Raw genomic sequence first — 22,133 nt, forward strand, 5'->3', positions numbered from 1 at the left:
TTCATTAAACAAAGAAACAAAATTAAACTTGTTCACAGTTTAAACCCAAAACAAAAAAAACTATTTTATATCTTTAACAAAAATTTATGTGAGGCCAAGGTTTGTTGGCATGCTTTTTACAGTAATTTAGACTAAAAATTGATGACCATTATTATTGACTTTATGAAAAGAAATTATAAAATACTACTTGCCGTTGTTATGCTTTCGGTGACTTTATTTGCATTTAAGTTAAATTCGACTAAAAGCGTTAATTCCGATAAGGACAAAATGCTATTGGAATTATTAGCATTTGTAATCGAAAAAGGTCATTATAGTCCTGCAAAAATCGATGACACCTTTTCAAAAGGAGTTTATAAAGACTATATTCAAGCTTTGGATCCATCTAAACGATTCTTTTTACAATCTGACATTGATGAATTTTCAAAATATGAAACCGACTTGGACGATGAATTACTGAATAAAGACTTGACTTTTTTTGAACTTTCTTATAATAGATTGATGAAAAGAATGGATGAGGGGAAAAAATTATATAAAGATATATTAAGTGCTCCGTTTGATTATTCCATTAACGAAACATTCAATACAAATTATGAAAAAGCGCCTTATGCTAAGGACGAACAGGAATTAAAGGAAAGATGGCGCAAACAAATCAAATTGTCTACACTTTCTTCATTAACCAGTCGTCAGGAAATTCAAGAGAATAAAGCAAAAGGAATTGTTGAAAAAACAAAAAATCACATTTCGGAGGATATAAATCCTGGAGAATTAGTTGATGATTTGAGCAATTCTGCAGATGATAAATCAAGCAAATCAGCGGACGAAAAACCAAAAACTTTTGAAGAATTAGAAAAACTAACGCGTGAAAGTTCTTTGAAATCATTAGATGAATATTTTGGTTTTATGAAAGATTTAACCAGAGATGATTGGTTTTCGGTATATATAAATTCAATTACATCACAATTTGATCCGCACACTAATTATTTCCCACCGGAAGAAAAGGAACGTTTTGACGCCAGTATCAGCGGTAAATTCGAAGGAATCGGAGCTCGACTTCAAAAGAAAAATGATTTTACTGAAATAACAGAACTTATTTCAGGTGGACCAGCTTGGAGAGGAAAACAATTGGAAGCTGGAGATGTTGTAATGAAAGTGGCACAAGGAAATGCAGAACCTGTTGACATTGTTGGAATGCGTTTGGACGATGTGGTTAAAAAAATAAAAGGACCAAAAGGATCTGAAGTTCGTCTTACTGTCAAAAAAGTGGATGGGTCAATAAAAACAATTGCGATCATAAGAGATGTTGTCGAAATTGAAGAAACTTATGCCAAGTCAAGCGTAGTTGAAAAAAACGGATTAAAATATGGCGTGATTTATTTACCTAAATTTTATATCGATTTTGAGAATAGAGACGGACGCGATGCTGGGAAAGATGTAGCAGCCGAAGTGGAATCATTGAAAAAAGCAGGAGTTAACGGAATTGTTCTTGATGTTCGTGATGATGGTGGTGGTTCACTTTCTACAGTTGTCGATATTGCAGGGTTATTTATTGAACAAGGACCAATTGTTCAAGTAAAATCAGCAGGAAGAAAAAAAGAAGTTCTTTACGACAGAGATAAAAAAATTGAATGGGATGGACCATTAGTAATAATGGTGAATAGTTTCTCTGCTTCAGCATCTGAAATATTGGCTGCAGCCATTCAAGATTATAAAAGGGGAATTATTATTGGCAGTAAACAAACTTATGGTAAAGGAACCGTTCAAAATGTGATTGATTTAAATCAATTTGTACGAAATACTAATTCTGGCGATTTAGGCGCCTTAAAAACGACTATACAAAAGTTTTACAGAATAAATGGTGGCTCAACACAACTTGAAGGTGTAAACAGCGATGTAGTTATGCCTGATAGATACGCTTATTTGAAAATGGGAGAGCGAGATGTAAACAATGCAATGCCTTGGGATAAAATTGACCCAGCAGTTTACAACGTTTGGAACAAAAATGAAAATTTCGAGAAAGCAATTAATGATAGCAGAAAACGAATTGCCAAAAGCTCACAGTTTAAATTAATCGAAGAAAATGCAAAATGGATTGACACCAGAAGCAAAGAAAATGAATATAGTTTAAATATGGATGAGTTTAAAAAGAACCAGAAAACTATTGAAGAAACCAATAAAAAATTCAAAGCAATTGGTGAATATAATTATCATCTGAAATTTACATCATTACCTCTAGAAATAGAAGCAATGAAAAAAGATGCTTCCCTTAAAGAGAAAAGAGAAAGTTGGCATGAAAGTTTATCTAAAGATATTTATGTAGAAGAAGCATTAAATGTTTTGGATGATTTACAAACTAAATCTGTTGTAAAAAAAAATGATACTAATACCTTAAAAAAAGAAAAATTAGTAAAATCATAATTAAATAATTTGATAAAAAATAAAAACACACACAATTTAATCATAGTAACGCTTCAGAAATTAAAAAAATATTTCTGAAGCGTTTTTAGTTTTGGTTTTCTATTAATACAATTGTTTGAGTCTTTATTGATTCCTTTTAAAGAAAAATACATAACAAAATCAGAAATAGAAATTCAAAACGATCAAATACATTACTTTGATTATTTACCTTCATCTACAACAAATCAAATTGTAAAACATGAATATTATACTTTATTTTATAGTGAAAAATCCGAACAAGCGGACTGGGTTGCCTATGAATTTAAAAAAGATTATTTAAAAAACAACCATTTTAAAAGGCCTTATTTTAAAGAAGATTCAAAAGTAAAATCTGGTACTGCAGATTGGTGAAATTTTAAAAAATCAGGTTATAATAAGGGTCATCTGTGTCAGGCCGGTGATATGGAGTTTACAATTAATGCTTATACTGATACTTTTTTCACGTCAAAGATTTCGACTCAAACTCATGGTTTCAATGGTGGTATTTGGAATAGATTAGAGCAAAAGATACGTTACTAAGCTGCTAAATATGATGGCGTATATGTTGTAACTGCAGGAGTATTACTCCCTTCGCTTAGAACAATTGGCAAAGAAAGGGTATTGGTTTCAAATAATTTTTATAAAATTATAGTAGATAATTCAGATGGTAAATACAAGTCTATTGCTTTTTTGATACCACATAAAAAGTGATAGACCTCTTTATGACGATGGAGTATCTATTGATAGCATAGAGAAATTAACTGGTATCGATTTCTTTCCAAAATTAGACGATAAAAAAGAAAATCGTATAGAGAAAAGCGGCGATTACAAGGATTGGAGTTTTAATTAATTACCACTCATTCACTTTATTGGCATCCATTTTTATAAATATAAAAAGCAAAATAGTAAAGCCCCAAAGTCCTGAACCTCCATAAGAAAAGAAAGGTAATGGAACACCAATAGTTGGAAAAATACCCAATACCATTGCAATGTTTACAAAAAAATGTATAAATAAAATTCCAGCTACACAATAACCGTAAACTCTACTGAACTTTGTTTTTTGTCTTTCGGCGAGATAAATAATCCTAAGAAATAGTCCTACAAATAAAGCAACAACTAGCAATGATCCTAAAAAACCCCATTCTTCACCCACTGTTGTAAAAATATAATCGGTGTGTTGTTCTGGCACAAATCCCCCTTTGGTTTGTGTTCCTTCCAGAAACCCTTTTCCAAACCAACCTCCCGATCCAATTGCAATTTCAGATTGATTAGTATTGTAGCCAATCCCTTTCATGTCAACTGATTTTCCAAGTAGAATATTAAAACGATCTCGGTGATGTTGTTTAAAAACATGTTGAAACACGTAGCTTACAGACAAGACAAATCCAGAAATTAATGCAAAAAATATACTACTTAAAACAATATTTCTGTCGCCTAACCTAGACTTGAAATGATAAATTACAATTACTATCAAAGAAATAAGTATTACATATTCGGGTTCTAGAACCAGTGTTAATACAAATAGAAGAATTGCAACAAATCCAGATAAAACATACCAAGCAGGCAATCCTTCACGATACAATACAATAATAAAAACACTATATATCAAAGCACTTCCAGGGTCAGGCTGTGGCAAAATCAATAGTACGGGCAAAAACACAATAGCTAATGCTTGAATTTGCCTATTTACATCCTTTAAATTGATTTGACTATCACTTAAATATTTTGCTAAAGCCAATGCTGTTGCGGCTTTTGCAAATTCAGAAGGTTGAAGTGTAAAACTCCCAATACCATACCAACAACGTTGACCAGCAATAGTTTTACCAAACACAAACAATCCTGCTAATGACAATAAAGCGAATCCAAAAATTATACTAGCATATTTTTCATAGAATTTCCCATCAACATAAAGTATAATGAAAATTAAAGGAATTGTAAAAATAATAAAAATAAGTTGTTTGTCAGCCGTTCCTTCCATCGACGATAATGATGATGAATATATGTTCAACCAACCCATTAGTACTAAAACTATATAGATAATGATAGATATCCAGTCGATATTATTGGTTAAACTTTGATTTTTCATTTAAAACGAATCTATTTTTAATGTTTTGTAGTGTCTATTATAATTTTAGGAACTATCATTTTGCTTTTCAAAATTGAATCTCTCCTTCTCATTTCTTGCTTTACAGCTTCAGATTGACCTCCCAATTTTGCATATCGATCTTGCAGGCTTCTTTCTAGAATTCTTTTTTCTAAATCAGTTCGAGTAATTTTGTTTCTTAGATATTTTTCAATCATTAAACTGGCAATAGGACCAGCTATAGTAGCTCCAAATCCTCCATTTTCAATCATTACTGCAATGGCTATTTTTGGATTATCTTTTGGGGCAAAAGCAACAAAAATAGAGTGGTCTTCCATTTTTGTTCTTACACCATTGATTTTTGCATAATTCTCGGCAGTACCCGTTTTACCGCAAATATCAATTCCTTCAACTCGAAGAGAACTTGCTGTTCCAAGATTATACACATCAAACAAACCACTTATCATAGGTTTAAAATGTTTTTTATCGATTGTTGTAACATGTTTAGTTGTAAACTTGGCGTCTATTTTTTGACCTTGAATTTTTTTGATGATATGAGGTGTAAAATAATACCCTTCATTAGCTACAGTAGCCATCATATTGGCCAATTGGATAGGAGTCATCAATACTTCTCCTTGACCAATAGCATTCGATATAATAGTTTTACCACTATAACCCCAACCAGGATACATTTTTTTATAGGTATTAGAGGTAGGCACTTTTCCTCTTTTACCTGTAGGTAAATCATACCCCATAAATTGGCCGAGACCAAAACTTTTTACATGATTACTCCAAGTATCTACAGCAAAGGGTGTATTGGAATATTTTCCAATAATACGCAAATAAACATTGGCAAAATAAGTATTACAAGAATTGTATATCCCATTATGCAATTGATGCGGACCAAAACCATGACACTTCATAAATCTTCCGGGTGCATAACTAAACCCATGATGACACATAAAAGTAGTTTGTTCGTCAATTACTTTTTCTTGAAGACCTACAAGTCCTGTTAATATCTTAAATGGAGAACCTGGAGGATATTCCGCCAAAAGTCCCCTGTCATATAAAGGTTTTGCAATCGAATCACGGTATAATAAGGTGTAATTCTTTGAACGTTGACGCCCCACTAAAATAGCTGGATCATAAGAAGGCGCAGTTACAAGGGCTAAAATCTCACCCGTTTTGGGTTCAATTGCAACAATACCACCTCTTTTATTAATCATCAATTCCTCACCATACTCTTGAAGTACTGCATCGAGGGTTAAGTTTATATCTTCTCCTTGAACAGAAATAGTATCATATTTCCCTTCTTTAAAAGAACCAATTTCGCGATTGTATTTGTCTTTTTGATAGTATTTCACACCTTTTATGCCGCGTAACACTTCTTCATAACTTTCCTCAACTCCTTGCCTTCCAATTAAATCACCACTATTGTAATAAGGGTTTTTGGCAATTAATTTTTCGTTTACTTGAGTAATAAATCCAAAAACATTCGCCCCATAATTAACTTGATAATCTCTCAAAGAACGTTTTTGAAAATAAAATCCCTCAAATTTTCTAATTTTTTCTTGAAATGCTGCAAATTCACTTTTATTTAATTGGGCTAAAAAAACAGAAGGTAATCTTGGGCTATACACTTTAGCCTTGGCTATTTTTTCAACATAATCCTCCTTTGTAATGTCTAATAATTGACAAAATTCTAAGGTGTCAATATTTTTCAATTCCCTTGGAATTACCATTATATCATAAGAAGGCTGATTTGCTACTAATAATTTTCCATTTCTATCGTAAATGTAACCTCTTTCAGGATAATCATATTTTATTTTAATTGCATTATTATCTGATTTTAATTTGTAAGAATCGTCAATAATTTGCAAATAAAACAAACGCAATACAAGTAGAATTGCTGCTATAATAATTAAAGAAGGGAGCAATACTTTTCTCATCTTCTATTTGGCTTAATAAGATATATTATTATTATGCATAGTATAATAGTAAAAACAGTACTTAATACCGTTCTAATTAAAATATCCCAGAAAAAACTAAATTGGAATGCCTCCAATATGAATAAGACAAAATGATGAATTAACACCGAAAACAAAATAAACGAAAATCGTTCTGGAGTAATTACGTCATTTAACTTAATAGTCTGGTATTCATAACTAAGTCCAAAAGAAAACTTAAAAAGATAGGGTCGGTAATAGGCCAAAATCAAACATGCAGCAGTATGAATTCCACCTGAATTACTAAACACATCCATTGTTAATCCTAAAAGAAAACTAGCTAATAATAGTCCAAATTTATTACTGTTTACTGGGTATAATATGATAAATAAGACATAAGGAAACGGACTTATATATCCCAAAAAATTCATATTATTAAAAATAATAATTTGAACTGCCAACAAGAGCAGAAATCTAAAAGTATTTATGAATAATACGTTATTCATTTTTACGTCCTTTTTCTAAATTAATAATTTCTTCTCGATCTTTGCTTTTTATGATATATACATGTCCTAGATTAGTCATGTCGTTGAACAGTTTTATGTTCAATGTATAATAATGCGTTTGATTATCTACATATATTCTGTCTATTGTTCCAATATTAATGTTTTCAGGAAATATTACAGATTGTCCACCAGTTACAATAGTATCGCCTTTTCTAATGGCTGCTAAACGGGGAACGTCTATTAATTGAGCATAACCGGTACTTTTACCATTCCAAACTAAAGAACCAAAGTGATTTGATTTTTTAATTTTTGCGTTAATTTGAGATTTGACATTCAAAATACTTACTACAGTAGAATAATTAGGTGAGACATTATCAATAATTCCCACGAGTCCTAAACTATTTACTACACCCATATCCGATTTTACGCCTTGATTAGCTCCAGAATTTAAGGTTAGGAAATTTTCGTATGAATTAAAGGAATTATGAATCACTTTTGACACAATAATATCAGTATCACGCATCCCTTTTACACTGTCCAATTTAGAAATTGCAGTAGAGTCTTTTAAATCAAAAAGGTAGCTTCTTAATTTAGCATTTTCTTGGGCTAGCATCTCATTTTGAGTTCTCAAATTAAGATATTCACTCACATTATTTATTTTTTCATAAACTCCGCCGCTCACAAAATTGGCCGAACTGATTACTTTACTTCGGTGATAGGAATGAGATTGAATCGTCAGAAATAACGAAATACCCAAAAGCAGCAAAAACAGTAATCTATTACTGTTTTTATAAATAAAATTAAATATTTGCTGCATTTTATACCTGTATATTATATTTAATAAACTATTAAAAAAAACTAATAAAGTCTTATTTAATTAAAACACTTTTAAATTTCACAATATTTTTTAGTGCCATACCCGTTCCTCTAACTACTGCTCTTAATGGGTCTTCGGCGATATAAACAGGTAAATCTGTTTTTTGTGAAATTCTCTTATCCAATCCTCTCAACATCGAACCTCCACCGGCAAGATAAATTCCAGTATTGTAAATATCCGCCGCTAATTCTGGTGGTGTTTGAGATAAAGTTTCCATTACAGCATCTTCAATTCTTTGAATAGATTTATCCAATGCTTTTGCAATTTCACGGTAAGAAACCGAAACTTGTTTTGGTTTTCCAGTTAGTAAATCTCTACCTTGAACAGACATTTCCTCAGGAGGAGTTTCTAAATCTTCAATAGCAGCACCAACTTGTATTTTTATTTTCTCCGCAGTGCTTTCACCCACAAAAAGGTTGTGTTGTGTACGCATATAATATACGATGTCATTGGTAAAAACATCACCAGCAATTTTTACTGATTTGTCACAAACAATCCCACCTAATGCGATAACTGCAATTTCAGTAGTCCCACCACCTATATCGACAATCATATTTCCTTTAGGCTGCATAATATCTATTCCGATACCTATCGCTGCTGCCATTGGTTCATGAATCAAATATACTTCTTTACCATTTACTCTTTCACATGATTCTTTTACTGCACGCATTTCTACTTCAGTAATTCCAGAAGGAATACAAACCACCATTCTTAGTGCTGGAGTAAACATTCTTTTTTTCAATGCTGGAATACTTTTAATAAGCATACTTATCATTTTTTCAGAAGCATCAAAATCTGCAATTACACCATCTTTCAATGGTCGTATTGTTTTAATGTTTTCATGGGTCTTCCCCTGCATCATACTGGCTTCTTTACCAACTGCTATAATTTTTCCAGATACTCTATCTCTAGCAACTATCGATGGACTGTCAATTACGACTTTATCATTATGTATGATTAAAGTATTTGCGGTACCAAGGTCTATCGCAATATCCTCGGTCATGAAATCAAAAAATCCCATAAATTTTTGTGGGTTTAAAAGTTATAAATTTGAAACGTACAAAGCTAATCAAATTAATGTTTGAAATGACGTGTTCCAGTAAATACCATTGCAACTTTATTTTCATTGCAATAATTAATACTTAATTCGTCTTTAATTGATCCTCCAGGTTGAATCACTGCTGTAATTCCTGCCTTTTTGGCAATTTCTACGCAATCTGGAAAAGGAAAAAAAGCATCACTTGCCATCGAAGCTCCTTCAAGACTAAATCCAAAAACTTTTGCTTTTTCTATAGCTTGCAAAAGCGCATCGACTCTTGATGTTTGTCCCGTTCCGGAAGAAATTAAAGTACCATTTTTAGCAAACACAATTGTATTTGATTTGGTGTTTTTACATACTTTAGATGCAAAAATCAAGTCTTTTACCTCTTGCTCTGTAGGTGATGTTATAGTAACGGTTTTTAAGTCAGCTTTAGTATCTGTGATATTATTTCTATCTTGAATTAAAAGTCCATTCAAACAAGTTCGCACCTGTTTTTGGGGTAATTCAACTTCATTTTGAATCAAAATAATTCTATTTTTCTTTTCTTGCAATATAGGCAGAGCCGCTTCATCATAACTTGGAGCAATTACAACTTCACAAAATAATTTGTTTATTTCTGTTGCGGTTGCAACATCAATTTTCGTGTTTGCAATTAAAACCCCTCCAAAAGCTGAAGTTGGATCGCAAGCCAAAGCTATATTATATGCTTCGCTAATTGATGCTCTTGTTGCTAAACCACATGCATTATTATGTTTCAAGATAGCAAACGTAGGACCGTCATTTTTGAATTCGTTAATCAAGTTAACTGCCGCATCAACATCTAATAAATTATTGTATGACAATTCTTTTCCATGAACTTTTTTGAATATAGCGTCAAAATCACCAAAGAAAAATCCCTTTTGATGTGGATTTTCTCCATATCTCAAAACTTGTCCATCAGCAATACTTGTTTTAAAAATTGTCTCGTCAGTATTGAAATAATTAAAAATTGCAGTGTCGTAATGGGATGATGTATGGAATGCTTTAGTAGCCAATAATCGTCTATTTTCTAAAGTTGTTGCTCCATTTTGAGTACTAATCATATCTAAAAGCAAACTATATTCAGCAACTGAAGCTACTATAACTGTATCCTTGAAATTTTTTGCAGCAGCACGAATTAAAGAAATCCCGCCAATATCAATTTTTTCGATAATATCCGACTCACTTGCGCCAGAAGCTACCGTTTTTTCGAAAGGATATAAATCAACAATTACCAAATCAATTTGCGGAATCTCATATTCTCGCATTTGCTCTATATCTGTTGCATTATCTTGGCGATTTAAAATACCTCCAAAAACTTTTGGATGCAAAGTTTTCACCCTTCCACCAAGTATAGATGGATATGAAGTTACATCTTCTACTGGTACAACTGGAATACCCAAGTTTTTAATAAACTCTTCAGTTCCTCCAGTGGAGTAAAAAATAACATTTTGCTCGTGTAATTTTTGTATTATAGGTTCCAAACCTTCTTTTGAGAAGACAGAAATTAATGCCGATTTGATTGTTTTAGTTGTACTCATTGTGTAGTTAGAATTTTAATGGTGCAAAAGTAGTTTTTTTGATGATAAAATTCAAATCTATTTCTGTAACAATATTTAAAATAACAACACCAATGATATAAAGTTGATTCATTAGGTTTATGACTATTTTTTTTGCAATTTTACAATAACAAAAACCGCCTTTTATGTTCGTTTACTTTAGACTTTTATCAGAGAGTTTCCGCTTTGCAACGAATGCATTACGAAGCAATAAATTGAGAACTCTATTATCTTTATTAGGCGTTACTATTGGAATTTTTTCAATAATCGCAGTACTTGCTGCAGTAGATTCATTGGACAGAAAAATCACAAAAGATTTAAGCTCTTTAGACAAAAACACTATTTATTTAATGAACCGATCTTTTGGACCTTCTGACATCCCAAGATGGAAAAGAGAACAATTTCCGAATGTGAAATATTCCGAATATATTTATTTAAAAAGTTCGATGACCAATACAGACCAAATGGGTTTTCAAATATTCACTGGTAGAGAATCTATCAAATACGAATCAAAAACTGTCAGCGACGTGAATATGGTTCCTGTTTCGTACGAATTCATAGACATTCAAGGACTTGAATTTGAAGAAGGTCGATTTTACACAGAATCCGAAGCCAATTCTGCTGCAACAGTAGTAGTGTTAGGTAAAGATATTGCCGTATCCTTATTTGGTGACAGCGAAGCTATTGGCAAAAAAGTGCGTTTGTACGGTCAGCGTTTTACGGTAATTGGAGTTTTAACCAAAAAAGGGGATGGCCTATCTATTGGGAATAACAATGACACTTCGGCTTTTATTCCAGTGAATTTCGCCAGACAATTGTATGGTGACAATAATAAAAATTCCGTCAACGTCATTATTTTCAAACCTCAAAAAGATGTTGATATGGGTGCTTACAAAGCTGAAATCACACAGAAATTAAGAAATATTCGCGGATTGAAAGACGGAGAAATTGATGATTTTTTCATTAATGTTTTTTCTGGTTTCACTGATTTGATAGATGTTATTATTTCCAAAATGAATTTAGTAGGTTGGGTCATAAGTGGTTTTTCACTTCTTGTTGGTGGTTTTGGAATTGCTAATATTATGTTTGTATCTGTAAAAGAGCGAACCAATCTCATTGGAATCCAAAAATCTTTGGGTGCCAAAAACCGATTTATATTATTTCAATTCTTGTTCGAAGCTATTATTCTCTCCGTAATTGGCGGGATAATTGGCTTATTTATGGTTTGGATAATTGCACTTATTTTGACTAAAGCGCTAGATTTTGATTTTATTTTAGGCTTGGGCAATATCCTTTTAGGAACTGGACTTGCCGCATTTATCGGATTAATCTCTGGAATTCTTCCTGCCATTTCTGCTTCCAAATTAGATCCTGTCGAGGCAATTAGAACAGGGATGTAATTTTTTAGTGGTCAATGGTCAGACTTTTTAGTGAGCAGTTTACAATTGAAGCTAAAGTCATTTAGGAAAGAGAAGGAATCCCAAATAATTTAGTTTTACACAATAATAGCACAACGGAATACTTTAACTATTTTGCATAAATTGTCACTTCAAAAATTCACAGAAATGAAAAATAAATTATTACCTATTATTGTTTTACTATTATTAATCGCCACAAATATAAGTTCCTTATTCGCCCAAAACAATGAACTCAGATCCGATATCATTGTGGCTGCAGATGGCAGTGGCAATTACTCAAAAGTACAGGATGCTTTTAATGCTGTAAAAGACAACAATTTAAAACCAACAATTATTTTTGTCAAAGCGGGTATCTATAAAGAAAAACTTATACTAAATGCTCAAAAAAAGAATGTAAGTCTAATAGGGGAATCATATAAAAACACCATTCTTACTTTTGATGACTATGCCAAAATTGCTGGTGGTACGGATAAATCGTGTAGTACATTAATTGAAGCCGATGATTTTTTTGCAGAAAATATCACTTTCGAGAACACCATAGACAGCCGATTAGACAAATACAATGAAGGAGGACAAGGAGTTGCATTAATGATTACAGGTGATAGAGGAATTTTTCATAATTGTAAAATAACTGGTTTTCAAGACAGCTTTTTTCTTAAAAGCAACAAAAGAACTTATATAAAAGATTGCATTATTGACGGAACTACCGATTTTATTTTTGGTTCAGGCATCGCATTATTCGAAAATTGTTTTATTCGCAACCGAAAAGATTCTCATATTACCGCTGCAAAACAAACCGTTGAAAAAAGCAAATATGGCTTTGTTTTTAAAGATTGTGTTATCCTAAAATATCCCGGAGAAAACGTCACCAACGCCACTTTAGGCAGACCATGGGGAGCTGGAGCAAATGTTGTCTTCTTACATTCCTATATAGGATCGCAAATTAAGGCTGATGGTTGGTCGGTTTGGACAAAAGAACCTGCCAAAAATGGATTTGATAATTGGCAAACAACTTATTTTGGCGAATACAACTGTTTTGGACCAGGCTTCAAACCTACAAGCAGATTGTCTTGGACACATCAGCTTAGTGAAACTGAAGCTTTAGAATACACAAAAGAAAAGATATTCGCAGCCAATACCACAACTGATGTTAAACTTGAAAGCGATTGGAATCCAATATTGAAAAATGATAGCTGCCATTCTATATTACCTACTAAAAATGTAGTAGAAAATACTATTGAAGCTACTTTTTAACAATGATTTTATTGGCTAGTTTAATTCATAAATAACCTATACGCTACTATTATTTCAAAACGTATCTTTGCTACTTCAAAAACTGTTATCTAAAAAATATGAGTAACGCCATCGCTGGATTTTCTAAATTATCCCAAGAAGAAAAAATAAACTGGATTGCCAATACCTATTTTTCTAATCCACAAGTAGCTATTTCACTTCTAAAAAGTTATTGGAACACTGACGAAAAAGTCCAAAAATTACATGATGAATTCATCGAAAATACGATAAGCAATTTTTATATTCCTCTAGGAATTGCCCCTAATTTTCTAATCAATGGAGAATACCACACCATTCCAATGGCAATTGAGGAAAGTTCGGTTGTGGCAGCAGCTTCAAAAGCAGCGAAATTCTGGTCAACTCGCGGCGGTTTCAAAACGATGGTAATCAATACTGAAAAAATTGGTCAAGTTCATTTTATTTTTGAAGGAGACGCATTAAAATTAGAAACATTCTTTAATAAAATCAAATCTCATTTTTTTATCCAAACTGAAAGCATCACTAAAAACATGCAAAAAAGAGGGGGTGGAATTCTAGATATAGAACTTAAAAACAAAGTTAATTTATTACCAAACTATTTTCAATTACACGCTACTTTTGACACCAAAGATAGTATGGGAGCGAATTTCATCAATTCCTGTTTGGAGCAATTTGCCAAAACATTAAAAGAGGAAGCCTTACTCTATGATGCATTTTCAGAATCAGAAAAAGACATAGAAGTGGTGATGAGTATTCTCTCTAACTACGTTCCCAACTGCATCGTTCGTGCTGAAGTTTCTTGCCCGATTGATTATTTAGTTGAAAAACACATACCGAATCCAAAAGCATTTGCCGAGCGATTTGTTCGAGCGGTTCAAATTGCCGAAGTAGAACCTTTTCGAGCAGTGACACATAACAAAGGAATCATGAATGGAGTTGATGCTGTGGTGCTTGCAACTGGGAATGATTTTCGTGCTGTCGAAGCTGGAATTCATGCTTATGCTTCTCGAAATGGAACTTATTCTAGTTTATCTCACGCTAAAATAGAAAATGACATTTTTACTTTTTGGCTAGAAATCCCCTTAGCATTAGGTACTGTTGGCGGTTTGACAACTTTGCATCCCTTAGTTAAATTATCATTAGAAATTTTACAAAACCCATCTGCCGAAGAGTTAATGCAATTTGTTGCTGTTGCTGGTTTGGCGCAAAATTTTGCAGCTTTGCGTTCTTTAACTACAACTGGAATTCAGGACGGACACATGAAAATGCATTTGAACAACATCCTGAATCAATTTGAAGCTACCGAGGAGGAACGTCATTTGATTCGAAAACATTTCAAGCATCATATTGTTTCACACAGTGGGGTTGTAGATTTTATTGAGAATTTAAGGAAACTTGAATAATATAAGCCACAGATCAAACGCCCTTCGATATGCTCAGGGTGACAAAACGAATTTACACCAATTTAATAATTTAGTTATTCGAATAACTTAGTGTCTTCGGGCCTTCGCGGCAAAAAACACCTTCGTGTTAAAGAAATATGAAAAAAGAATTTTATAGTAACGGGAAACTATTAATCACTGGAGAATATTTAGTTCTTGACGGAGCCAAAGGATTTGCGCTCCCAACTAAATTTGGACAAAATCTAATTGTAGAAAATGGAGCAAACAGATCTATTACTTGGAAAAGTTACGATTCTGATGGAAGCATTTGGCTAGATGTAAACCTTACATTTCTTGAAATTTTAAACAAAGATACTAATGATAAGCAAGCATCGGTAAAAAACACCTTAATCGAAATTCTACATGCAGCCTCTTTATTGAATCCGGATTTTATTGAAAACTCTGAAGGTTATAACATCATAACACATCTGACTTTTCCCAAAAATTGGGGATTGGGGACTTCATCTACCTTAATAAACAATATTGCACAATGGTTGCAAATCAATGCATTTGTTTTGCTAAAAAATAGCTTTGGCGGTAGCGGCTATGATATTGCTTGCGCGCAAAACAACAGCCCTATCGTCTATCATCTAGATATGGGAAAACCTGTTGTTGAAAAAGTAACTTTCCATCCAGATTTCAAAAACAATTTATATTTTGTTTACTTGGATAAAAAGCAAAATAGCAAATCAGCGATTGCGGCTTATTATAACAATAGGAATGAGAATTTATCCAAAAACATTGCCAAAATTGACTTGCTTACACATGAAGTCCTAACTGCAAAAACGCTTCGGGAATTTGCGACAGCATTAGATGAACACGAAGCCGAAATGAGCAACATTCTAGAAATGCAAACCATAAAAGAATCTTTATTTTCAGATTTTAATGGTGTTATAAAAAGTCTTGGCGCTTGGGGAGGTGATTTTGTATTGGCAATTTCCAAAGAAAATCCAACAGCCTATTTTGAGAAAAGAGGATATCGAACTATAATCTCTTATAAAGAAATGATTCTGTAAATCAAAAAATCCCGATAAATCGGGATTTTTTGTTTGTATAAAGGTTCAATTTAGTAATTGAACTTACTTCTATTGTCTTTTATTTCTGCTTTATCTTTCAAGGCAGGAATAACTCTGTTAACATCTCCAGCACTTTGTGCCGTTAATTGAGTTATATAAGAAGCGTGACTCGCTAATTTAGGCGCTTTTATAGTGCTTTTATTTAAAACCACATAGACTCCTGTATTTCCTTCAATTGGGGCAGAAAGTTTACCTGTTGCTAATGCAAAAGCATTACCAACAACTTTAGGCTCTTGACCGACGCCACCAGCTAAAGTTGGATTCATCATAGTAACATCTGTAGCTTGTTGAACAGTAGATCCAGTAGCTTTTGCAATTGCTGCTAATGAAGTTCCTGACATTTTAGCTTTGATTAACTCTGCTTTTTTCTTGTTCTTAAGAATTGGCTCAACATAAGATCGAACAGCTTCGACTGTCATTAAACCCTCAGCGTTTACTTTTTTAAGTTTAGCAATTACGTGACCTAAATTTGCCACTTCAAATCTTTTTACAGCTCCAGTATCAGTTCCGCTTTCAAAAGCCCATCTTACAATGTTTCTTTGATTCCCTAATGGACCAAAAGATTCATCCATAGCTTTAGCAGTAACAGGAGGCGCAACTGTTAATTTCATTTCAGCAGCAACTTTGTTAAAATCTTTATCTGCAGCATCCATTTCAAATTTTGTAGCTTGAGTAAATACTTTGTCTGATGTTGATTCAGAAGCTTCTACTTTTTGAGCTACTGTTGCTAATCGAACTCCATCTTGCTTATCCGTTATTTTAATGATATGAAATCCAAAAGGAGTTTCTACCAATCCAACTTTTCCAATTGGATTATTAAATACAAAATCATTGAATGGCTTTACCATTTGGTTTGGACCAAAAAATCCTAAATCACCGCCTTGTTGTGCTGAAGAATCATCAGAAGCAGTAAAAGCTAACATCAAGAAACTTTCCGGATTTGCATTTACTTGTGCCAAAATTGATTCTGCTTTGGCTTTTGCTTCTTCTTTAGTTCTTTTTTCTTTTTGGTTTGGAACTTGTGTTCCTTCGTAGCTAATTAAAATGTGACTTGCTTTTGCATTCACACCCACTTTTCTACCAAATGATTTAGAAATACAATAGTAATTCCCCATTTTGTATGGACCATAAATTTCTCCAGGAGCCAAGTTGTATAATTTATCCGCATCTACAGCAGGTAAATCTTTTTTAGCTACATAAGTAGAATCATAAGGAACATCAGAATTTGAATTTACAAATTCTACAATATTTTTAGCGTTTCTAAAACCCGGTAACGTATCGTTCTGTTTAGTAGTCGCATTGTACACTACGCTTCCAGATAAAAGACTATTGATTTTAGATTTTACTTCAGTTTCATCCTCAGGAGATGCTTTATCTTCAATTAAAACATATTCTATCTCGCGAGTTTCGTCAGCTTTGTATTTTTTCTCATTTTTCTTCATAAAAGAAACAATTTCATCATCAGATACTTTTACTTCGCTGTCCTTAATTGACGAATACATTCCGGCAACATAGTCAAAGTTTACTTTGTTAGCTTCCATTTCGTATCTCAATTTTCCTTCACTTTCAGTTGTGTAAAGTCCTGCTTTTATCAAATTTGTATAAATTTGATATTTGGCATTCAACTCTGCATCTTTCTCTCTGTCTTTTAAAACTTGAGCTTGATCCGGATTAGAATTAAAAAATTCTTTGAATTTAGCTTCATCAAAAATACCCGCAGCGTTTAAAAAAGAAGGGTTTTTTCCAATATTTGGATCTGCTTTCAACACTTCCATAATATGTTTTGCACCAACTCTCAATCCCAATTTATCAAACTCAGCAGTTAATAAAGCTACAGATACTTCTTGATCCCAAACTCTATTTGCTGCTGCTGTAGAAGTTATTCCTTGTTGACTTTTTTCAACATTACTAACTTTTACTCTAAAATCTTCAAATGAAATGTCTTTCCCATTTATGCTACCTACATCTTTTGCACTAGATCCAAAAGCGCCTTTGTCAAAAAGACTTGGAACAAGAAATGCAAATAATGCGAATGCAATAACCACTATCATTAATGCAGAACGTTGTCTAATTTTTTCTAAAACTGCCATTTTTATTGTTGTTTATTTTATATTCAGTTTGCGAAAATACAATTATCTAATTAATAATTATACTAGTAACACTATATTTTACAAGAAATTTTGATTTACCAAAAAAAATCAATCTTTTACTGTCAATTTTACTAATTCTATTTTCTTATTTGTTGCTTCTTCGATGAGGAAATGATAGGTTCCAATGGTGATAGCATCTCCATTTTGAGGTATTTCCTTTGTAAAATCTACAATGAATCCTCCAAGTGTTCCATAAGAATCACTTTCTGGAATTGTAAGCTTGTAGGTTTGATTCAAATATTCGACATCAAGACGAGCAGAAAATAAATAAACTCCATCTTCAATTTCAGTTTCTGTTAATTCTTCATCAGAATCGTGTTCATCTTCAATTTCGCCAAAAAGTTCTTCTACGATATCTTCGATAGTAATTATTCCTGAAGTCCCCCCATATTCATCTAGAACTACAGCTACACTTTTTCGTTTTTTGGTAAGTAAACTCATTGCATCCTTAATATATATTGTTTCAGGCACAAACTCTACTCGAATTACAATGGATTTAATGGATTTTGGTTTTTTGAACATATCAAATGAATGTACATAACCGATGATGTCATCAAGTGAGTTTTGATATACTACAATTTTTGAATATCCTGTTTCAATAAATAATTTCTTCAATGCTGTTACTGATTCAAACAAATCAATGGCAACGATCTCCGTTCTTGGACTCATAATATCACGCGCTTTGACTCTCGAAAAGTCCAGTGCATTTTGGAATATTTGAATCTCAGAATCCATTTCTTCATGATCTTCAACAGTACTCATTTGCTCTGTAATATAATTACCTAACTCCGCTTTACTAAAATACAAAGGCACTAGATCGCCTTCAGTTTTAAAAAAACGTTTTAAAACAAAATCAGATACCCAGATAAAAAAAGTGGAAATAAAATAAAATAACAAATAAAAACCATAAGCTGGAAGCGCAAAAACCTTTATCAAAGTATTGGCATATATTTGAAAAAATACCTTAGGCAGGAACTCTGCTGTGATTAATACAATTATGGTAGATAATAGCGTTTGGATTATTAGATTCAAAAATTCTGAAAAATGAAATCCTATAACCTCAATCCAATGCAATAATAACTCGCCCATTAAAAAACCATATACTACTAAAGCAATATTGTTTCCAATAAGCATTGAGGCAATAAATTTCGAAGGTTTTTCAGTTAGTTTAGTAAGAACATTAGAGATAAAATTGTCTTGTTTTTTTTCTATCTCAAGATATATTTTGTTTGAAGAAATAAAGGCTATTTCCATTCCCGAGAAAAATGCACTTAGTATTAGACATAGTATTATAATACTAATTTCCATCAATTAGGACTTTTTACTGGTATCATCGAACTTTTTGGCAAACTTCCTTCTGAAGAAAAACATAAAAACAGAAAGCACTGCTATTCCTAGAAAAAGAAAATGCTGATCATTATCTTGATCCCACATTTCTATTGCTCTAATGGCAAAGAAGATAGCCGCTACAAGATAAATATATTGTGTGTATTTTAAGTAATTCATAATAAAGTGTATTTAATCAGAAGACTCCACTTCTCCTGTTATTTTTTGAGAATTAATTTGTTTGAAATCTTTACTAAAATCAATTCCTTGTCCATTTGAAACTCCTTTTGGGTCTGTAAATTTAAAGCTTTTTTCTGTAAAAAACCATTCGTTTTTTTGGTCGAAATACAATTGTTCCGTTTCGAGTATTTGCCCATCTTGAGAAGTGATTTTCACATTTCCCTTCAAATCAATGATGTTTGTTAACTTATAGGAAGTAGCATAATCTGACTTTATATATGTTTTTTTTGCATTTTTGTCATACAAAGTAACATCTACACCTTTAGGGAATTCTGTAAAAGGAAAATCAACAGTTGCATAATCAATCATTTTTGAACTTATCAAAATAGCTGTTATGCGTCCTGAATCTGTATATTTTAAATTAATTTTATCCGCTTCTCCACTTGGCACAAATTCAGAAAAATTAATTTTTTGCACTTCTTTAAAATTACTTTCACAACCTACAATCATTGTCAATGCAATAACAACTGAAAGGCTTGTATAGTTTTTTATTAAAGTCATTCGTGAAACTTAAGAAAATTGTGAGTGAAAATCAGCTAGAAACTTTTCGTTTTAACGGAATTTACTTCTAACAAACCATTTGTCGTTAAGAGAAAAACTCAAGTTTAAATTGAGATAATTTTCTTGAATCAAATTAGCCGAAGTAGTTCCTTTTTTTCCATATTCAATCCCAAGGTTGAAATTTGACAAAGAAGCCGTTATTGGCAACCCTATACCTAAGGTCACTCCCACATCATTTATAGAAGTTGAATTAATTATTAGTCCTGTTTTTTCATATTTAAAACCTCCGCGAAAAGTAATTCTTTTACCATAACTCACATACGAACCTGAATCGGGAGTATAATACCCTCCAATACTGTATTTTTGTCTTTTACCGTATTCAACATTGCTTTTCGAATTATACGAATTAGTTAATTCACCTACAGCTTGAATAGCTACTTCTGCACCAAAAAGCCACTTTTTTGAATCCCCAATTCCCGCTCCAAAAGCTATTTTTTGAGGCAATTTTAAATCGGTTGTTGTTTTTGATTCGTCAAGATTATCGACAGTTTGAGAAGTATTGTTTATTGTTGAAACATTTCTAGTATTATTAGATCTTAAGTTGCTTTCAGGCGTATAATAAAGACTACTGAAAAAAGTCAATTTTTCATTAATTTTAGTATTATACATCATCCCAACGTCATAATTTATACCTGATAACGTTGCGGCATTAGACTCAAGAGTCCCATTTTGAATATTTGGAGCAAACTCTACACTATTTGTTTTAATTTGACCAAAGTTATAATTTGCTTTAACTCCTACATTAAAATTTGAATTTACTTTATATCCAAACCCTAAAAAAACTTTATTTACACCACCCCAGCCATTATAACTACGACTATTCTGAGTTCCGTTGGTGTTTATATCATTTATTCTATATCCTACTGATGACAATGGCATTAACCCAAACGCCGCGCCAAATTTACCTAAAGGAATTCCTAAAGTTATATAATCTAAAGTAGTTCTATTCGTTTTTGCAGATGCATCATTCGATTTTAGTGTAGCATGGTTACTACTGCCTCCAATAGTAAAATTAGTCCATTTTAAATCTGCAAGGCCGGCAGGATTTAATAAATTAACATGTGTACTATCTTTTGATATAGATATTCCACCCATTGAACGACTTTCTAGCGTTCCATTAAATTTCGCTTCTCCGATTCCGTAAAAAGAATATGGCGATGATGTGCCGTCTTGTGCAAAGGAAACAACAGACAAAAACAAACAAGCACCAATTATAAATTTTCTAATCATTGTTGATTTTATATTGAAAAGTTTGGTTCAAACTTTCTAGCAGGAAATTTGAATTGGCAAATATGGTATTTTTTAATCGTTTGGCCAAAAATTCAGAGTCTCCACCCGTTAAAATTATTATAAAGTTTGAAAAATTCGCTTTATATTCATCTATGAAACCATCAATTTCATATACTAATCCATTTACAATACCTGAATGAATCGAATTGGAAGTCGAATTTCCAATAAAATTTTCAGGATTTTCTAATGACAACAATGGAAGTTTTGATGTGTACTCATATAAAGCTTGATACCTCAACTTCAATCCCGGCGAAATTGACCCTCCAAGATACTTATTTTGATCATTTATAAAATCATAAGTAACACAGGTTCCAGCATCAATAACCAACCGATTTTGATTTGGAAACTTTAGAGTTGCTCCAGTTGCGAGTACCAGTCGATCAATTCCTAAAGTTAAGGGCGTTTCATAGCAATTAGAAAATGGAAATGGATCTATATTTGACACAAAATGGATATTTACGACATCTTCAAAGCCAATAAATATCGATTTTTCGATTTCAGACACAGATGAAATGACTAAATTACTTATCTTTTTATATTTTTTTAAAATATTTTTAATATTTTTTTCAAGCTCACTTTTTATAAAAACAAAGGAATCTAAAATGATACTTCCCTCAAATACAGCGGCTTTAATTCTTGTATTACCAATGTCTAATGTTAAAATCATATTGTATTTTTTAATGATGCGAAGTTACGAATAGATTTTTTTTAAAAAATGTTTTGGATAAATTAAAAATCATCCTATATTTGCACCCGCAATAAGAACGGTACCTTAGCTCAGATGGTAGAGCAATGGACTGAAAATCCATGTGTCCCTGGTTCGATCCCTGGAGGTACCACAAAAAAACCCGAATAGAAATATTCGGGTTTTTTGTTTTAATTTTATACTTATTA

Annotated in this window: 18 protein-coding genes, 1 tRNA gene and 1 pseudogene; 8 read left to right on the forward strand and 12 right to left on the reverse strand. The window is 32.3% G+C overall.

Going from position 1 to position 22,133, the window contains the following annotated elements; translation table 11 throughout:
- Positions 1 to 141: 141 nt before the first annotated feature.
- The 3 genes and pseudogenes from E0F76_RS00415 to E0F76_RS19955 all read left to right on the forward strand — a co-directional run bounded on the left by E0F76_RS00415 (position 142) and on the right by E0F76_RS19955 (position 3,144).
- Positions 142 to 2,415: a carboxy terminal-processing peptidase gene (locus tag E0F76_RS00415; protein WP_132000365.1), complete on the forward strand. Its 2,274-nt coding sequence runs from the start codon at positions 142 to 144 to the stop codon at positions 2,413 to 2,415.
- Positions 2,416 to 2,526: 111 nt separating this feature from the next.
- On the forward strand, positions 2,527 to 2,805 hold the full coding sequence (locus E0F76_RS19950; RefSeq protein WP_342773038.1) for a hypothetical protein: 279 nt from the start codon (positions 2,527 to 2,529) through the stop codon (positions 2,803 to 2,805).
- Between the two features lie 51 nt (positions 2,806 to 2,856).
- Positions 2,857 to 3,144 (forward strand): annotated as a pseudogene (locus E0F76_RS19955) (DNA/RNA non-specific endonuclease).
- A 139-nt stretch (positions 3,145 to 3,283) separates the two neighbouring features.
- On the opposite strand, the gene rodA reads toward E0F76_RS19955, so the two are convergent.
- From rodA to purH, 6 genes are read right to left on the reverse strand one after another with little or no spacing between them, the layout of a single operon-like run.
- Entirely contained in the window at positions 3,284 to 4,519 is a 1,236-nt protein-coding gene (rodA, locus tag E0F76_RS00425) for a rod shape-determining protein RodA (RefSeq protein ID WP_132000366.1), read from the reverse strand.
- Positions 4,520 to 4,536: 17 nt separating this feature from the next.
- Positions 4,537 to 6,465, reverse strand: coding sequence for a penicillin-binding protein 2 (gene mrdA / locus E0F76_RS00430; protein ID WP_132000367.1), 1,929 nt, complete (start codon positions 6,463 to 6,465; stop codon positions 4,537 to 4,539).
- The gene (locus tag E0F76_RS00435; protein WP_132000368.1) at positions 6,462 to 6,968 is read right to left on the reverse strand and encodes a rod shape-determining protein MreD; all 507 of its coding nucleotides are present in this window, start codon (positions 6,966 to 6,968) and stop codon (positions 6,462 to 6,464) included. The genes mrdA and E0F76_RS00435 overlap by 4 nt, the downstream gene beginning before the upstream one ends.
- Entirely contained in the window at positions 6,961 to 7,785 is an 825-nt protein-coding gene (mreC, locus tag E0F76_RS00440) for a rod shape-determining protein MreC (RefSeq protein ID WP_132000369.1), read from the reverse strand. Before mreC ends, E0F76_RS00435 begins: the two co-directional genes overlap by 8 nt.
- A 52-nt stretch (positions 7,786 to 7,837) precedes the next feature.
- Positions 7,838 to 8,866, reverse strand: a complete 1,029-nt coding sequence (locus E0F76_RS00445) for a rod shape-determining protein (protein WP_132000370.1) — start codon at positions 8,864 to 8,866, stop codon at positions 7,838 to 7,840.
- A gap of 53 nt (positions 8,867 to 8,919) precedes the next feature.
- Positions 8,920 to 10,446, reverse strand: coding sequence for a bifunctional phosphoribosylaminoimidazolecarboxamide formyltransferase/IMP cyclohydrolase (purH, locus tag E0F76_RS00450; protein WP_132000371.1), 1,527 nt, complete (start codon positions 10,444 to 10,446; stop codon positions 8,920 to 8,922).
- A gap of 164 nt (positions 10,447 to 10,610) precedes the next feature.
- Between purH and E0F76_RS00455 the strand changes: the two genes are divergently transcribed.
- From E0F76_RS00455 to E0F76_RS00470, 4 genes are all read left to right on the forward strand, one after another.
- Complete coding sequence (locus E0F76_RS00455) at positions 10,611 to 11,864, forward strand: ABC transporter permease (RefSeq protein ID WP_132000372.1); 1,254 nt, start codon at positions 10,611 to 10,613, stop codon at positions 11,862 to 11,864.
- 165 nt (positions 11,865 to 12,029) lie between these two features.
- Positions 12,030 to 13,136, forward strand: coding sequence for a pectinesterase family protein (locus E0F76_RS00460; RefSeq protein WP_132000373.1), 1,107 nt, complete (start codon positions 12,030 to 12,032; stop codon positions 13,134 to 13,136).
- Positions 13,137 to 13,234: 98 nt separating this feature from the next.
- Complete coding sequence (locus tag E0F76_RS00465; protein ID WP_132000374.1) at positions 13,235 to 14,557, forward strand: hydroxymethylglutaryl-CoA reductase, degradative; 1,323 nt, start codon at positions 13,235 to 13,237, stop codon at positions 14,555 to 14,557.
- A 137-nt stretch (positions 14,558 to 14,694) separates the two neighbouring features.
- Positions 14,695 to 15,612, forward strand: a complete 918-nt coding sequence (locus tag E0F76_RS00470) for a GYDIA family GHMP kinase (RefSeq protein WP_132000375.1) — start codon at positions 14,695 to 14,697, stop codon at positions 15,610 to 15,612.
- A 50-nt stretch (positions 15,613 to 15,662) separates the two neighbouring features.
- Here the strand turns inward: E0F76_RS00470 and E0F76_RS00475 are convergent, their stop codons facing one another.
- The 6 genes from E0F76_RS00475 to E0F76_RS00500 form a co-directional block, all read right to left on the reverse strand.
- Complete coding sequence (locus tag E0F76_RS00475; RefSeq protein ID WP_132000376.1) at positions 15,663 to 17,762, reverse strand: peptidylprolyl isomerase; 2,100 nt, start codon at positions 17,760 to 17,762, stop codon at positions 15,663 to 15,665.
- A gap of 108 nt (positions 17,763 to 17,870) precedes the next feature.
- A complete protein-coding gene (locus tag E0F76_RS00480) occupies positions 17,871 to 19,130 on the reverse strand; it encodes a hemolysin family protein (RefSeq protein ID WP_132000377.1) in 1,260 nt (419 codons plus the stop codon).
- Positions 19,131 to 19,133: 3 nt separating this feature from the next.
- A complete protein-coding gene (locus tag E0F76_RS00485) occupies positions 19,134 to 19,328 on the reverse strand; it encodes a hypothetical protein (RefSeq protein ID WP_132000378.1) in 195 nt (64 codons plus the stop codon).
- Between the two features lie 12 nt (positions 19,329 to 19,340).
- Positions 19,341 to 19,889, reverse strand: coding sequence for an LPS export ABC transporter periplasmic protein LptC (gene lptC / locus E0F76_RS00490; protein WP_132000379.1), 549 nt, complete (start codon positions 19,887 to 19,889; stop codon positions 19,341 to 19,343).
- A gap of 51 nt (positions 19,890 to 19,940) precedes the next feature.
- A complete protein-coding gene (locus E0F76_RS00495) occupies positions 19,941 to 21,179 on the reverse strand; it encodes a hypothetical protein (protein WP_132000380.1) in 1,239 nt (412 codons plus the stop codon).
- Positions 21,172 to 21,906: a type III pantothenate kinase gene (locus E0F76_RS00500; RefSeq protein WP_132000381.1), complete on the reverse strand. Its 735-nt coding sequence runs from the start codon at positions 21,904 to 21,906 to the stop codon at positions 21,172 to 21,174. Before E0F76_RS00500 ends, E0F76_RS00495 begins: the two co-directional genes overlap by 8 nt.
- Before the next feature lie 99 nt (positions 21,907 to 22,005).
- Here E0F76_RS00500 and E0F76_RS00505 point away from each other — a divergent pair.
- Positions 22,006 to 22,078: transfer RNA gene (locus tag E0F76_RS00505), tRNA-Phe, on the forward strand.
- Positions 22,079 to 22,133 lie beyond the last annotated feature (55 nt).

The organism is Flavobacterium cellulosilyticum, assembly GCF_004349355.1.
Classification (GTDB): Bacteria; Bacteroidota; Bacteroidia; order Flavobacteriales; family Flavobacteriaceae; genus Flavobacterium; species Flavobacterium cellulosilyticum.

Bases quoted from the DNA above. Each gene is read 5' to 3' on its own strand.
- E0F76_RS00465 (WP_132000374.1), top strand. From the start codon at position 13,235: ATGAGTAACGCCATCGCTGGATTTTCTAAATTATCCCAAGAAGAAAAA.
- E0F76_RS00445 (WP_132000370.1), bottom strand. From the start codon at position 8,866: ATGGGATTTTTTGATTTCATGACCGAGGATATTGCGATAGACCTTGGT.
- mreC (WP_132000369.1), bottom strand. From the start codon at position 7,785: ATGCAGCAAATATTTAATTTTATTTATAAAAACAGTAATAGATTACTG.
- mrdA (WP_132000367.1), bottom strand. From the start codon at position 6,465: ATGAGAAAAGTATTGCTCCCTTCTTTAATTATTATAGCAGCAATTCTA.
- E0F76_RS00475 (WP_132000376.1), bottom strand. From the start codon at position 17,762: ATGGCAGTTTTAGAAAAAATTAGACAACGTTCTGCATTAATGATAGTG.
- E0F76_RS00415 (WP_132000365.1), top strand. From the start codon at position 142: ATGACCATTATTATTGACTTTATGAAAAGAAATTATAAAATACTACTT.
- E0F76_RS00470 (WP_132000375.1), top strand. From the start codon at position 14,695: ATGAAAAAAGAATTTTATAGTAACGGGAAACTATTAATCACTGGAGAA.
- rodA (WP_132000366.1), bottom strand. From the start codon at position 4,519: ATGAAAAATCAAAGTTTAACCAATAATATCGACTGGATATCTATCATT.
- E0F76_RS00480 (WP_132000377.1), bottom strand. From the start codon at position 19,130: ATGGAAATTAGTATTATAATACTATGTCTAATACTAAGTGCATTTTTC.
- E0F76_RS00495 (WP_132000380.1), bottom strand. From the start codon at position 21,179: ATGATTAGAAAATTTATAATTGGTGCTTGTTTGTTTTTGTCTGTTGTT.
- E0F76_RS00460 (WP_132000373.1), top strand. From the start codon at position 12,030: ATGAAAAATAAATTATTACCTATTATTGTTTTACTATTATTAATCGCC.
- E0F76_RS00500 (WP_132000381.1), bottom strand. From the start codon at position 21,906: ATGATTTTAACATTAGACATTGGTAATACAAGAATTAAAGCCGCTGTA.
- E0F76_RS00455 (WP_132000372.1), top strand. From the start codon at position 10,611: ATGTTCGTTTACTTTAGACTTTTATCAGAGAGTTTCCGCTTTGCAACG.
- E0F76_RS00485 (WP_132000378.1), bottom strand. From the start codon at position 19,328: ATGAATTACTTAAAATACACACAATATATTTATCTTGTAGCGGCTATC.
- E0F76_RS00435 (WP_132000368.1), bottom strand. From the start codon at position 6,968: ATGAATAACGTATTATTCATAAATACTTTTAGATTTCTGCTCTTGTTG.
- purH (WP_132000371.1), bottom strand. From the start codon at position 10,446: ATGAGTACAACTAAAACAATCAAATCGGCATTAATTTCTGTCTTCTCA.
- lptC (WP_132000379.1), bottom strand. From the start codon at position 19,889: ATGACTTTAATAAAAAACTATACAAGCCTTTCAGTTGTTATTGCATTG.